Origin of the sequence: Thalassovita autumnalis, from assembly GCF_001458255.1 — a bacterium.
GTDB lineage: Bacteria > Pseudomonadota > Alphaproteobacteria > Rhodobacterales > Rhodobacteraceae > Thalassobius > Thalassobius autumnalis.
In genome coordinates, this window is the sequence record NZ_CYSB01000011.1 from 1 (window position 1) to 13817 (window position 13817).

Sequence of the window (13817 nt, forward strand, 5' to 3'; positions counted from 1 at the left end):
CGCCCTCCTCGTCGCCTTCCCATGGATTGTCCTGTGGCTGCCAAGCCAAGTGTGACGATATCGCGCCGGTTCACGCAGTGAGCCGGTTCGTGCCCGACCCGCCCCCAGGGCGGGCGCGAATTACCAACACTTGCCAGAAATAGAGTGCGCCGATGTCCTGAGAGGTCGGCGCACTTGAAGACCCCGCCCACGGGTCGGGCACGACCCTCCGCCTCTGTCTTCAAACAGCGATCAGGTGATTATCAAACGCCATGTCGTGCTGCACAGGATCCTTCTCAGCCCCGATATAGCGGATCATCCCAGTGCCGGAGGTTGCGATGAACCCGTCGCCAGAGGGTGACAGGCCACAGACATCCACCTCATCAATCTGGCTTAAAAAGTCACCCGTTCCAGCATCAAAAATCTGCACCGCATTGCCGCGGGGCGAGGTGATGGCAACCGTTTGCCCATCGCCGCTGAAAGCGATGGAGCCGGCGTAATTCTGCATGCCCTCATGCTGGGATTTGGGGGCGGCACTGAGGCGGGGCGCCTCACCGGGGCGCATCAGCCCCAGCAGCGGTGGGTGGCTGCCATCGCGGCCCTGCCACTGCATGGCAAAGCCGATCAACCCATCCGCCCTGAGTGCCAGATGGCGGATTGAGTTCAGCCGCAAGGCGGGCGCCAACTGGGTCACCTCCAACCCGCCGTCCAGATCCAAGAGCGCCAGATTGGCGCGCATGGTCGGCAGGTTCAGCGCGGTGCGGCCGCTTTCGGGATGGGTGTCTATACCGCCATTGGCGACCACGAACCGGTCCTGACCGGGCAGGCGCTGCAGGTCATGCGGGCCAATGCCCCCAGAGGGCAGATCGCCGATGCGGCGATAGCCCTGCCGCCTGTCCCAAAGGGCGATGCGGCCTTCACCGGCCTCATAGTCATTTTCCGGCGTTAGCAGCAGATCGCCAGCCAGATCAAAGGCGCCGTGGCCCATGAAATGGCGGCCCTCAGGGCTGTGAAGTTCGGCGATCACCTGACCGGTTGCACAGTCAATCACATGGGCAAAGGTGCCGGGACGGCGGGCGAAGGCCACGGCCTCGGCCCGGGTGGGATGGGCGGCGGCGGCATGGCCACGGCCGGGCAGGGGCAGATCAAATACCGGCTGACCCTGGGCCGATAGGCCAAAGAGGCGAAAGGATCCATCCGGCGTTTTGGCAGCCGACAGGTAGCGCGGCGCGCCGACATCGGCCCAGGTCACTGCGGGTGTCAGACCCGCCGCCAGAAGCCCCGCCAGAAAACCACGCCGTGAGGTCATCCGATCAACCCCGTCCAGCGCGTTGAACCCTGCGGGCACACCCAGGTCTTCGCCCAGCATCGGCATCAGCTCTTCCATGATCCGGTCATGTAAGGTCAGCCGCAGCATGTCGACCTGCATCCAGCCCATCGGCTCGGTCACTTGACCCAGATCCGCGCTGGTGATGCCGCCCAGGTTATCCGCGGCTTCGGCAAAGGCAGCGGCAAGTTCGCGTTCAAGGCTGCTGTCATCGGTTGCCAGCAGATCGGCCAGATGTGCCAGTTCGGTGACGGACAGCTCGATATGACGTTTGGAGCGTTCTGAGCGGCGCACCTCAGCACGTTTTGGACGGGGTCGGTCAAAACTGCCCAAGGGGCGGGCGAGGCGCATGTCGCTTGTGAACTGCAGGCCGGTCAGCAGGGCTTTGAACAGCTCCTGTGTCGCTTCATCCTGGGTTTTATAAGGGCCATCAGCGCTGGGGCTGCGCAGCGTTTCGGCATAGCTTTGCCAGTCTGTGTTGATGGCTGCGGTGATCCGGGCAATGTCGGCGCTGCCGGCTTGCACAAGGGCGCAGGCATAGGCGGCGGGCTGTTGCAGCTGCGGCTCAAACAGCAGGTATTCCAATGCGTAAAACCCGCGTGCCGCAATCGACAGTTCGGCGTATTCTTCCGGGGCCAGCAGGGCGACATCCTGATCGGCCAGCAAGCGGGCCAATGCGCGCGGTGTCTTGCCGCGACTGTCCGGCCAGAAGGCCAGCGCAAAGGCGCGGTTCTGCACCTCACTGGGGCCAAACCGCAGATGGCTGACCCGCACCCAGGCGTCAAAGGCGCGGTTATAGGCCTGCATCAGATCGCTGTTGCCCGGGGTGCAGTCACTGCCCGCGACAGTTGCCAGCATTGCGCTGCTCTCTGCCAGTTCGGCAAAGCCCGGCACTATCTGTTGATCCAGCACCGCCGCGACCTTTTCGCTGGCGGATTGGGCCAGGGCTGCAGTGGGCAGGATCAGGGCAAGAGCGGTGGCAAGAGGTTTCAACATCTCAAAGGCTTTCCAAAAAGGCGATCAATGCGTCACGGTCTGACGCTGGCAGCTGGCGAATATGGTTCTGGGCGCGGGCGGCTTCGCCCCCGTGCCACATCACGGCCTCCAGCAGGGTGCGGGCGCGGCCATCATGTAGGAACCCGGCCTCAGGCGAAGCGGCTTGCGCCAGACCGATACCCCAAAGCGGCGGGGTGCGCCATTCCTGATTGCCCGCGATCCCTTCCGGGCGGCTGTCCCTAAGCCCTTCTCCCATGTCATGCAACAGGAAATCGGAATAGGGCCAGATCAGCTGAAACGAACGTTCCGGCGTTTCGTTCAGGCGGTGGGTGACAAAATTGGGGGTGTGGCAGGCCTGACAGCCCGCCTGATGAAAGATCTCTTTGCCGCGCAGAACCTCGGGGCTGTCCACATTCCGCCGTTTGGGCACGCCCAGATTGGCGGTGTAAAGCGTCATCAAATCCAGTGCGATGTCGTCCACCTCATGCACCCGGACGTCCCTGTCGCCATGCGGCGCGGCGCGGCATTTGGTCTGCGCCTCGGTGCAATCGCCCCAGCCCGCAGGGAACAGCGGGGTCGACAGACCCAGATCGGTGCTAAGTGCTGCCGCAACCTGTTGGCGCAGGGTGGGTTGGCTGGCCTTATGGCCAAAACGGCCCAGCATCCAGCGGTCATATTCTACAGACCAGGCAATGGCGGCGCGGCCGGATATGCCGTCACCGTTGCTATCCTCAGGATCGGCCAGGGCCAGAATATCAGCGGCGGGGATTGCCTCGATCAACCCCAGGCCGCTGATCGGTGGTGCGATTCGTGGGCTGAGCATCACGTCAGGGTGCAGCGCACCATGGGCCATCTGTTCCAGTGCGACCTCAGGTTGGCGCAGCGCCAGAACCGCGCCATCTTCAAAGGTGACCTGACGGGAGCTGTAGCTGACCGATAGCCGCGCCTCCGCCCCGATATTGGCAGTGGCAAAGTCCTGTATCTGGCCACCGTAGTTGGGTTCCGGCGCCGTGGCGATCCAGCTGGCGATTTCGGCCGCCCGCTCATCCAGGGGCGCGGGGACAGAGAGTTTCAGGGCAAAGCTTTTGGCGTCATCCTCGGGCCCGGCTGGGGCATGGCCGCGCCCGTCGTTGATGTGGCAGCCCGAACAGGCACGTGCGTTATAGACCGGCCCCAAACCGTCAGAGGCGCGGGTTGAGGAGGGTGCTGCCACCCAGAGCTTTTCAAACAGCGACCGCCCCAATTCGAAATCCAACGTGTCCGTCAGGTTGGCCGCCGGTTGCGCAAAAAGCGCGGCACCACCCCGGACCAGAACGGTGCCTGCACCGGCGGGCAGGACCTCAAACTTTTGCGGGGCAGTGAAATCCTTGGGGGCTGCGCGCACGGCGTCGATGCGGGCCGCCTCAGACGCGGTGCGGGGCAGGGGGCTGAGATGGGGCTCTTGCGACAGATCGGCCAACACTGCGCCGGCTGTCAGCGGTAGGGAAAGGAGCGGTAGTAGGTATTTGGACATGGTTTCTGGCACCGGGAGGGATCCCTTACGAACAGGGGCGGGGCTGGATGTCAACTCTTCAACAGCGCGAATGCCAAATGTTGAAAGGCGCAGGCCGGCCACGGTTGCCCGCAGCCGGCCCATTGGAAACCCTCTGTTTATTCAAAAACAGCGGTCGGGTTGTCGAGGCTGTCGGAGCCTTCAAAGGCCAGCTGGTCAAGGCCCAGAGCGGCCACGACACGCTCGATCGATTTGGTTTGATCAACCAGACCGTTGACGCCACCCATGATCAACGCTTCGCCTTCGGCATTGCCGCGCTCCAGCATCTGGTCGTAGGCGAAACCGTTGTCGGCAGCCTCTTTCATTTTGCCCAGAGCGGCCATGGTCACTTCCAGTTTGCCGGTCATCTCAGCATCCAGCGCAGCGTCTTTGGCTTTCACCAGATCGCTCAGCGAGGCGCCCGACACAACGGTGCCGTCTACGCGGGTGTAGCTGCCTAGATAAACGTTCTGGATGCCCTGACCATCGTAGTAGTGGCTGTTGTGGGTGTTGTCGGAGAAGCAATCGTGCTCTTCCTCAGGATCGTTCAGCATCAGACCAAGGCGCATACGTTCCCCCGCCTGTTCACCGTACGACAGCGAGCCCATGCCGGTCAGCATAGCCACCAGGCCAGCACCTTCGTCGGCCAGAACTGTTGCGCGGCCTTCGCCACCTTCAGCCCAGGCTGCGGCCATGAATTCCAGGTCCGAAACCAGCAGGTCGGTGGCGGCTTTCAGGTAAGCGCCGCGACGGTCACAGTTGCCGCCGGTGCAAGCATCACCCGATGCGAAATCGGTGGCGGGACGGTTGCCGGCGCCAGCGCCGTGGCCGTTCAGGTCCTGACCCCAAAGCAGGAATTCGATGGCGTGGTAGCCGGTGGCCACGTTTGCCTCAACGCCGTCGGCTTCGTGCAGGGTGGCTTCCAGCAGGTCCGGGGTGATGTTGGTGGCGTCTACCTCGGTGCCCGACAGGGTGAAGACCGGGGTCGCAACAACGTTCAGCGCGGCGTAGTCGTTTTCTTCCGACAGGCCGTAAGAGGCATCCACATAGTCGATCAGGCCTTCGTCCAGCGGCCAGGCGTTCACTTTGCCTTCCCAGTCGTCAACGATGGCGTTGCCGAAACGGTAGACTTCGGTCTGCTGGTAGGGGTTGCGTGAGGCCAGCCAGGCATCCTTTGCCGCCTGCAGGGTGTCATCCGACGGTGATGCGATCAGCGCATCAACGGCGGCCTGCAGCGCTTTGGCGGTGATCAGACTGTCCTGATACTTCGCTTCAGCGATGTTGGCATAGTTTTCCAGAACCGCTTTGGCGCTCGGGGCCTCTGCCAGGGCGGCGCTGCCCAGCGTCAGTGCCAGCACGGAGGTGCTCAGGAAGGTGGTTTTCATGTCAGACTGTCCTTGGTTGGTTTTATGTCAATTATTGAGAAACTTGCGGGCTCGGGTAGAGGTGGCCGCTGTGCGGTTCCAACGTCTCTGTCCCAAAATCTTCGCTTGATCTGGCGCGCGACAGCGCGGTGCCGACGGATTGTGCCAATGCGGTCGACAGGGGCACCTGTTCGGCGCGCAGCATCAAGGTGGCAATCAGCATTGCATCTGCATCTTCACCCGCAGCGGCTAGTTCGACGAGATTGGCAAAACAACTCTCATCCGCCCCCAGACACTTGCATTGCAAATGATGGCGGCACAGGCGGCGCCGGCCGTGGTTGATGCACAGGCTGCACAGATGATCAAATTCCTGACCGGCGCGGGCGGCCGCCTCAGGACCAAGCGCAGGCAAGAGATCCTGCCGCAATTGGTCAGGGTGCCCCTCGCACCATAGGCGCAGGTACATCACTGCCGACATTGGCACCGGCTCCAGATCGCTCAGCACTCCGACGGGGGCGGCGCCTTTGGGGCGGGGGTTATGCGGCCTGTGGTAGCTCATTTGGTCAAGATCAGCTTGCCGGCGCGGGTGATGCGCAGGCTATAAACTTGGTCGTTCAGAACGATCAGGGCCTGTGTCCCGCCTTGGGTCAGGTCCTCGGCGCGGTGGGTGGGCAGCGTCGGCAGCTCAATTTCGGATGCGCCGGATTGGTTCAGTCTCATGGTGGTCATGACAGGGTCTCCCGTTGATCAAGCCGGTCAATGAGGCGTTCCAGAGAGTAATTCTCGGAAAGGCCTGTTTCAAAAATGCCGGTCTCGGAAAGCAACGACAGCACCAGTGGTCGTTCCGAACGGGTTGAAGACGGCGCGTTTGCCCGACGTCCAGCCGCTGAGATTTGCACGTTTCTCATATCGTTGTTTCCTGTTTCTCAGCAGAATCGGGCTGCCGCATGTGCGGTTGGCTAGACACGGGTGCTTTCTGACTAATTTACTCAGGATGGTCAAGCTGAGTTTTTCACTCAGGTTTAATTTTCGCTTACTTACCACTGTGCGCCCTCTGGCGGAGTAGGGGCTAAAACCTTATGAAGAAGGCACTATTGGCAGGAGTGCAGCATGGTGAACCGGGTGACATTTTCTTCGCTGCAAGACATTGCAGCTGCCGGGTTTGATGACATCATCGATGTACGTGCCCCGGCAGAATATGCCGAGGATCACCTGCCCGGCGCCATTTCGCTGCCGGTCTTTTCGGATGAGGAACGCGCGCGTGTCGGCACGATCTATGTGCAGGAGGATCCTTTTAAGGCGCGCAAAGTGGGGGCTGCTTTGGTGGCGCGCAATGCTGCGGCGCATCTTGAGGGGGTTCTGGCGGATCGACCGGGCGGCTGGCGGCCACTGGTCTATTGCTGGCGCGGCGGGCAGCGTTCAGGCTCATTTGCCTCAATCTTGTCGCAGATCGGCTGGCGGGTGTCCCTGATTGAAGGGGGCTATAAATCCTACCGTCGTCTGGTGGTGCAGATGCTTTATGATCAACCCTTGCCGCACCGGTTGGTGTTGATCGACGGGGGCACAGGCACCGGCAAAACCGATCTGCTGGCGGCCTTGAAAGGTCAGGGTGCGCAGGTGCTGGATCTGGAGGCCATGGCGCATCACCGTGGGTCCCTTCTTGGAGGGCGCGATGGCGGTCAACCCAGCCAGAAAGCCTTTGAAAGCATCCTGGCCATGGCGTTGGCGGCGATGGATCCCACGAGGCCCGTGCTGGTTGAGGCGGAAAGCGCCAAGATCGGCCGCATCCGCATTCCGCCCTCCGTCTGGCAGGCGATGGTGGCCGCAGATCACATCCGGCTGGAGGTGCCGCTGCAGGCGCGCGCGCAGTATCTGGCGCAGGCTTACAGCGATGTGATCGGCGATATGGAGGAGCTATGCGCCCGGCTGTCACATCTTGCGCCGTTTCATGGTCATGATCTGGTGACGCGCTGGCAGGACATGGCGCGGGGTGGCGATCATCAGGCGCTGGCCGCTGATCTGGTCGCGGTGCATTATGACCCCAGCTACCGCCGATCCTCTCGGCGCGCCGGGGCACCGTTGATGGTTCTGTCCCTGACGGGCCTTTCTGCTGAAGACATCGCTGCGGCCGCAACCAAGGTGCTATCTGTCCTCGCGACTTAGCGGCAGCGCAGTTCAGTACCGGGGAAAAACGTGCCGATTTGCCGGGCTGAGATACCATCATCCGCCAAAGCATAGAGCAGGGCATCAGCCTCACACTGATCCACGGCGGCCAGCAAGCCACCGGCGGTTTGCGGATCATGCAGCAACAGGCCGCGCGGCCCACGGACGTTGAGCACCGGCGCATGGGCCAGATTGGCGGGATAAAGCGAGGAGGTCACGCCAGCCGCAGCCAGCGCCTCGGCCCCATCGTAGAGCGGCAGCGCCTCCAGCCAGATCTCAGCCCCCAGACCGGAGGCGGCGCAGATCTCCTGCAGGTGACCGGCCAGGCCAAAGCCGGTGACGTCGGTCATGGCGTGCGCCTTTGACAGATGCCTTGCAGCAATCCCCTGCGGCTGGGCCATCTGGTGCAGCATGGCAGCCACATCGCGCCCCTTTGCCTGGCCCTGCATCTCAGCCGCCAGCAGGGTGCCCGATCCCAGCGGGCGCGTCAGGATCAACGCATCACCCGCCCGCGCGCCGTCAATCCCGATGGGATCTTTTGCGGTGCCGGTCACGGTGAAGCCGATGGTCAACTCAGCCCCCAGCGTGGTGTGACCGCCAACAATTTCCGCGCCAGCCTCAGCAAAGACTTCACCGGCGTGGCGCATGATTTCGCTTAGGGTGCGCCGCTGCAATCGATCGGACATGCGGGGCAGGGTCAGCTGGGTCAGCGCCGCCTGCGGGCGGGCGCCCATCGACCAGATATCGCCCAGGGCATGCACCGCCGCGATCCGCGCCATCAGCGCCGGGTCATGACTGAAGGCGCGCAGATGATCGGTGGAGATCACCTGCTTCACGCCGCCCATCTGCAGGATCGCTGCATCATCGCCAGCCCCCTGCACCACATCGGGATGGGCGGGCATGCGCAATGCGCTCAGCGCATCAGATAGCGCAGCCGGCCCCACCTTGGACCCGCAGCCAGCGCAGATCGGCTTGCCGCTGGCCAGTTCATCGGCCACGCCTGCAGCCGCAACAGCGGGCGTCGCAGCGCTGGCCATTTGCGGCAGGTTCTGAAACTTCACCATAAAGGCGCGGTCGATCCGGTCCTTCCAGCGCCACAGGGCTGCACCTGTAACGGGGCGCCCCCAACGTTCGGCAAGGGCGGATTTATGACCTAGAGAAATCAGTTTAAGATATTGCGATTGTGGTTTGAAAATGCGTGGTTTTTTGCCGACAAGCAACGCCTCGATATTGCCGTGCAGATAGGGCGCGGCCCGGACGGCAAAGACCCCTGCCTTGGGCCTTGGGGCATGGCTCAGATGAGCGCAGTCGCCGGTGGCAAACAGGGTGTCGACCCCCTCAACCTGCAGCGTCGGGCCAACCTTGATGAAACCCTCGTGCAGCGGCAGGCCGGTGTTCCCCAGCCAGCCATGCGGCGTAGCACCCGCGGCCCCCACCGTCAGGGCGGCCGGGATCACCTCGCCTGTTTTTAGGCGCAAATTGCCCGCGGTGATTGCCTCAATTTCCACGCTTTTCCTGAGGGTTATATCGTTTTCCTCAAGTTGTTTTTCCAGCGCGCGGCGGGTTGCTGGGCTGGTGCCGGTCAACTGCTCCGCGGCCTCCAACACCGTCACATCCGCCGCGCCTACGGTGTGGCGCAGCCGATGCGCCATGGCCAGCGCCAGTTCTACGCCCGCGACCCCGCCGCCGATGACGGCAACGGGGCCAGCCTGGCCCGTCGCCTGCGCCTCATCCAGAAACTGCTGCCAGCGCGCAGCGTAGCGATCCAGCGGTTTGGCGGCGATGGCGTGTTCAGAAAATCCTGGCAAATCAGGTAGATCTGAGGTGATGCCAATGTCGATTGAGGCGATGTCATAGTCCACCAATCCGTGGCCTTCGACCATGATCTGGCGCGCCTCGGGATCAATGCCTGTGGCCCGGCCCAGCAGCAGACGCGCGCCCGCAAACCGGGCCAGACGGACCAGGTCAATCTCCAACTCCTCCCGGATGTAATGACCGGCGATATGGCCGGGCAACATGCCGGTATAGGGCGCCGTGGGGCCGGGATTGATCAGGGTCAACCGCACGCCCGGCAAGGGCCGCATGCCCCATTTGCGCAGTACCAGCGCATGGGTGTGGCCGCTACCGATCAGCACCACGTCTTGGGTCAGGGGGATGTTATTTTGCATGGCGGCCTCATCATCAGATGGCCAAGAGCTACCTCAGCCGCAGGCCAAGGGCCAGAGGTCAGGTGGTCCCATCTGCGTGATCTGAGTGGCTTAGGGCGTGCCCGCTGCGCAGCCGGTCGCCATGTCCTTCGGACAGCGGATCATCAGCACGGCAGGGTTTTCAATGCCTTTGGCGGCAATGCATTCGGCCATTTCATCCAGAGCGCACTCAAGGATCTTCTCATGTGGATGGCTGGCAGAGGCCACGACTGAGACTTCGGTGTCGCCGGGCAGGCCACCCGACAGCAGGTTTTCCTGCACCTCAGCCGCCTTATGCACCGCCATGTACAGCACCAGGAGTGAGCCGGGAAGCGCCATCTGCGCCCAATCAGGCTGATCATCGCCGGGCCGCAGGGTGCCCGTCGTCAGGGTGACGCGATCGGTTTCGCCGCGTGCGGTCAACGGCCGGCTCAAGGCGGCTGCAGCGGCAGAGGCGGCGGTCACGCCCGGCACAATCTCCACCGGGATACCCGCGGCGCGGGCGGTTTCCAGCTCTTCCACCGCGCGGCCAAAGATCGACGGATCGCCTGATTTCAGGCGCACCACGCGCTGGCCCTGACGGGCGGCGCGCAGAACCACCTCATTGATGCGGTGCTGCGGCCATTGGGTGGTGCCCAGTACCTTGCCGACATAGACGCGTTCGGCGTCGCGGCGCGCCAGTTCCAGCACCTCGGGATCAACCAGCCGGTCGTAGAAGATGATATCGGCCTCTTGCAGCCGCTCCACCGCCCGCAGGGTCAGCAAATCCCGCGCCCCAGGGCCGGCGCCAACAAGGCTGATTTGTCCCAGATCCGACGTGCCAGGTGCTCCGCCAGAAGCTATGGCCTGTTTCAACAGATCTGCCGCCTGCCGCTCGGCACCGCGTTTATGGGCCTGCCAGGGATCTTCCTTAAAGGTCCAGCGCCAGAAATTGCGCCGTTTGGGTTGCGGCACCCGTTTCGCCACCGCATCCCGCAGCCGGCCCGCCAATGCGGCGAAACTGCCAAGGCGCGGGTCCAGCATCACCTCAAGATCGGTTTTCAACCGGCGCGCCAGAACAGGCGCTGTGCCCTCGGTGCCGATGGCCACAACGACCGGATCACGGTCGACAATTGACGGCGTGGTCGCATCGCAAAGGTCTGGCTGGTCCACCACGTTGACCGTGGCGCCGGCGGCTTTGGCGATGGCATGCAGCGCTGCATCCATCCCCGGGCACCCGGTGGCAATGAAAACTAAGGCCGCGTCAGCAAACTGCGCCACGCCAATTGGGCCGGTGTGATGTTCGGCGCGTCCTTCGTTGACGATTGCCTGCAGTTCATTGTCCAGCTCGGTGGCAAGAATGCTCAAGGCTGCGTCAGTTTTTAGCACCAAACGGGCCTTTTGCGCCGCTTGCTCCCCGCCGCCTGCGATCACCACACGGCGGTCTGCCATCCGCAAGAACATAGGAAAAAATTTCATCGGCTGCGTCCTAAACGGCTGCGGGCGGACCCGGGGATCTTAACTGGCACCTTGGAGCGGGGGCGTGCAAGGCCACCCGTCGACTGGCACCGTGGTTTAACGGTGTTTTGCGGCGAAGCAAAGGGGCAAGCGGCCTTATTCCGCCGCCTGCCGTGGCATTGCCGCAGAAAGCAGCGCCGCCAGTTCCGGCCGGCAGGAGCCGCAATTCGTCCCTGCGTTGAGCGCGGCGCCGATGGCGTCTACTGACATCAGGTTTTGCTGCTGGATGGCGCTGATGATGGTGTTGATGCCAACGTCGAAACAGGCGCAGATCGTGGCGCCGGGATCCGGCTGATCCGCGCCGGCGCGCCCGGCCAGTGCGGCGGGGGCCTCAGTGCCCAGCAGCGTGTTGACATGGCTGCGGGCCAAGGCAACGGGGTTGGGGGCGATGAACAGGGCGGCCTCCAACAGACCGTCGCGATGGGCGGCCAGCCGGAACAGGCCTTTGGCCGGGTCCTCAGTGGTTTGCAGGTTGCAGCCATCGGTGCAGAGCAGCTGTTCCGCGTAAGCCCGCCAATCCTCGGGCGTATGGCGATCCGCAAACTCCATCTGCCAACCGTCCCCCAGCCGCGCCAGGGCCCAATACTCGGCCTTAGGCTTGGGGTGTTGGCGGCTGACGGCATAGCCATACCAGCGGGCAGGCAGCTTGGTAATCGCCACCGGGGTCGCTTTGGATTCCGGCTGGCCCGAGACCGGATCAACCTCCGCCGCCACCACGGCGTCGATCCGCCCGGCGGAGGATAGTTGGCTCGTCCAATGCATCGGCGCAAAGACAGCGCCGGGTTTCACCTTGTCGCTCAGCAAAACACGCAAGATGGCGCGACCATGGGCCGAGGAGACTTCGGCCAGATCTGCCGCCTGTAGTCCCAGCGTGGTGGCATCGGTCGGGTGAATTTCCAGATAGGGCTCGGCCATATGCTGGTTCAGGCGCGGTGCAAGGCCGGAGCGACTCATCGTGTGCCATTGGTCGCGGATCCGCCCGGTGTTGAGGATGAAGGGATGCGTCGCGTCAGCGGGTTTTGCCGGGGCGCGGTGATGCAGCGGCAGCATGTTGGCGCGCCCTGACGGGGTGAAAAACCGCCCATCTGCAAAGAACCGTCCACCCCTTCGCTCCTTGGTCAGGGGCCAATGTTGCGGTGGCAGCGCGTCATATTCGACCTCAGTCAGATCGCTGAGGGCGGAAATGTCGAAATCCTTGCCATGCTGCGCGGCGAGACCTGAGAGGGTGGCGTATTCCCGTAGAATTTCGGCCGGGCTTTCATAGGCAAATTCAGCCTGCCACCCCATGCGCCTGCCGACCTCCGCCAGGACATCCCAGTCGTGGCGCGCGGTGCCCGGCGCGGGCAGGAAGGGACGTTGCCGCGAAATGCAGCGTTCGGAATTGGTCACGGTGCCGGTCTTTTCACCCCAGCCCGTGGCGGGCAGGACGATATCGGCCAGCTTTGCCGTATCTGTGTCGCCATACATGTCCGAGACGACCACGAAATCGCAGTTTGCAATGGCGGCTTTGACACGATCCGCCTCAGGCATCGAGACGACGGGGTTGGTGCACATCACCCACAGCGCCTTGATCCGCCCGTCGCCGACCGCGCGGAACATATCGACGGCTTTCAACCCCGCCGCTTCGGGCAGGGTCGGTGCCTGCCAGAAATCGCGCACGGTTGCGCGGTGGCCTGCGTTTTCCAGATCCAGATGGCAGGCCATCATATTCGCCAGCCCCCCAACCTCACGCCCGCCCATGGCGTTTGGCTGGCCGGTGACTGAAAACGGCCCCATACCCGGCCGGCCGATACGCCCGGTGGCCAGATGACAGTTCAGGATTGCGTTCACCTTGTCACTGCCCGAGGTCGACTGGTTCACCCCCTGACTATAGATGGTCACAACTTTTTCGGTGCCGATCCAGGCGCGGGTAAACTCGGCAAGTTCATTCGCACTTAGCCCCGTTGCCTGCACTTCGCCGGAACTGGCTGCGGAGAGTGCCGCATCAAACCCATCGACATGCTGTGCCACAAATGCGCTATCGACGGCACCCATTTCGTGAATCGTGGTTAGCAGATGGTTAAAAAGGGCCACATCACTGCCCGGTGTCAGCGCCAAATGCAGATCCGCCAGATCCGAACTGGCCGTGCGGCGCGGGTCAATGTTGATGATCTTCATCGCCGGACGCGCGGATTTCGCCGCCGCGATGCGTTGGTATAAAACAGGGTGGCACCAGGCAAGATTTGAGCCAACCAAAACAATCAGATCGGCCTGTTCCAGGTCCTCATATTGCCCCGGTACGGTGTCGGTCCCAAAGGCGCGTTTGTGACCGGCAACCGAAGAGGCCATGCAGAGACGCGAGTTGGTGTCGATATTTGCCGAGCCAATGAAACCTTTCATTAATTTGTTTGCGACATAATAGTCTTCGGTCAGCAACTGACCGGAGACGTAGAAGGCCACGCTGTCGGGACCGTGGGCTTCGATTGTTTGTTTGAAACGGCTGGCGACCTGCGACAGGGCGCTTTCCCAGGAGGCTTGGGCGCCGCTGATCGTTGGGTGGAGCAGTCGGCCGTCAAGTGACAGGGTTTCGGCCAGCGCCGACCCTTTGGAGCAGAGCCTGCCTTTGTTGGCGGGGTGATCCGGATCGCCTTTCACCGTGACCTGCGGGCCGGTGGGCGTGTCCGTCAGCGTGGCCAAAACCCCGCAGCCCACGCCGCAATAGGGGCAGGTGGTTTTCACGGTTTTGCTCTCGGCGCGGGTCGGATCAGGCTGTGCCATTTGGGCTCCGTTCAGAA

9 protein-coding genes are annotated in these 13817 nt (G+C 63.0%); 1 reads left to right on the top strand and 8 read right to left on the bottom strand.

All coding sequences use genetic code 11. The annotated features are described in order from the left end of the window. Nucleotides 1-220: 220 nt before the first annotated feature. The 5 genes from TL5118_RS21740 to hemP all read right to left on the bottom strand — a co-directional run bounded on the left by TL5118_RS21740 (nucleotide 221) and on the right by hemP (nucleotide 5917). Entirely contained in the window at nucleotides 221-2302 is a 2082-nt protein-coding gene (locus tag TL5118_RS21740) for a DUF1513 domain-containing protein (protein ID WP_106404175.1), read from the bottom strand. Nucleotide 2303: 1 nt separating this feature from the next. After that, nucleotides 2304-3815: a di-heme oxidoreductase family protein gene (locus TL5118_RS04470; protein WP_082626220.1), complete on the bottom strand. Its 1512-nt coding sequence runs from the start codon at nucleotides 3813-3815 to the stop codon at nucleotides 2304-2306. Between the two features lie 137 nt (nucleotides 3816-3952). After that, nucleotides 3953-5218 (bottom strand): imelysin family protein, encoded by a 1266-nt coding sequence (locus TL5118_RS04475; protein WP_058242936.1) that lies wholly within the window; start codon nucleotides 5216-5218, stop codon nucleotides 3953-3955. Nucleotides 5219-5249: 31 nt separating this feature from the next. Then, nucleotides 5250-5756, bottom strand: coding sequence for a hypothetical protein (locus TL5118_RS04480; protein ID WP_082626217.1), 507 nt, complete (start codon nucleotides 5754-5756; stop codon nucleotides 5250-5252). Next, nucleotides 5753-5917: a hemin uptake protein HemP gene (hemP, locus tag TL5118_RS20850; protein ID WP_082626219.1), complete on the bottom strand. Its 165-nt coding sequence runs from the start codon at nucleotides 5915-5917 to the stop codon at nucleotides 5753-5755. The genes TL5118_RS04480 and hemP overlap by 4 nt, the downstream gene beginning before the upstream one ends. A gap of 390 nt (nucleotides 5918-6307) precedes the next feature. Here hemP and mnmH point away from each other — a divergent pair, with 390 nt between their 5' ends. Further along, a complete protein-coding gene (gene mnmH / locus TL5118_RS04490; protein WP_058242934.1) occupies nucleotides 6308-7360 on the top strand; it encodes a tRNA 2-selenouridine(34) synthase MnmH in 1053 nt (350 codons plus the stop codon). Here the strand turns inward: mnmH and selD are convergent. From selD to TL5118_RS04505, 3 genes are all read right to left on the bottom strand, one after another. After that, on the bottom strand, nucleotides 7357-9528 hold the full coding sequence (gene selD, locus TL5118_RS04495) for a selenide, water dikinase SelD (RefSeq protein WP_058242933.1): 2172 nt from the start codon (nucleotides 9526-9528) through the stop codon (nucleotides 7357-7359). The two genes, mnmH and selD, sit on opposite strands and share 4 nt — an antisense overlap. 90 nt (nucleotides 9529-9618) lie before the next feature. Beyond that, the gene (cysG, locus tag TL5118_RS04500; protein WP_058242932.1) at nucleotides 9619-11004 is read right to left on the bottom strand and encodes a siroheme synthase CysG; all 1386 of its coding nucleotides are present in this window, start codon (nucleotides 11002-11004) and stop codon (nucleotides 9619-9621) included. A 135-nt stretch (nucleotides 11005-11139) separates the two neighbouring features. Then, nucleotides 11140-13800 carry a nitrate reductase gene (locus tag TL5118_RS04505; RefSeq protein WP_058242931.1) on the bottom strand — a complete coding sequence of 887 codons (2661 nt, stop codon included), beginning with the start codon at nucleotides 13798-13800 and terminating at the stop codon, nucleotides 11140-11142. Nucleotides 13801-13817: the final 17 nt, after the last annotated feature.

Excerpts from the sequence above, each read along its gene's own strand:
- mnmH (WP_058242934.1), top strand. The coding sequence starts at position 6,308 with ATGGTGAACCGGGTGACATTTTCTTCGCTGCAAGACATTGCAGCTGCC.
- cysG (WP_058242932.1), bottom strand. The coding sequence starts at position 11,004 with ATGAAATTTTTTCCTATGTTCTTGCGGATGGCAGACCGCCGTGTGGTG.
- TL5118_RS04475 (WP_058242936.1), bottom strand. The coding sequence starts at position 5,218 with ATGAAAACCACCTTCCTGAGCACCTCCGTGCTGGCACTGACGCTGGGC.
- hemP (WP_082626219.1), bottom strand. The coding sequence starts at position 5,917 with ATGAGACTGAACCAATCCGGCGCATCCGAAATTGAGCTGCCGACGCTG.
- selD (WP_058242933.1), bottom strand. The coding sequence starts at position 9,528 with ATGCAAAATAACATCCCCCTGACCCAAGACGTGGTGCTGATCGGTAGC.
- TL5118_RS04480 (WP_082626217.1), bottom strand. The coding sequence starts at position 5,756 with ATGAGCTACCACAGGCCGCATAACCCCCGCCCCAAAGGCGCCGCCCCC.
- TL5118_RS04505 (WP_058242931.1), bottom strand. The coding sequence starts at position 13,800 with ATGGCACAGCCTGATCCGACCCGCGCCGAGAGCAAAACCGTGAAAACC.
- TL5118_RS21740 (WP_106404175.1), bottom strand. The coding sequence starts at position 2,302 with ATGTTGAAACCTCTTGCCACCGCTCTTGCCCTGATCCTGCCCACTGCA.
- TL5118_RS04470 (WP_082626220.1), bottom strand. The coding sequence starts at position 3,815 with ATGTCCAAATACCTACTACCGCTCCTTTCCCTACCGCTGACAGCCGGC.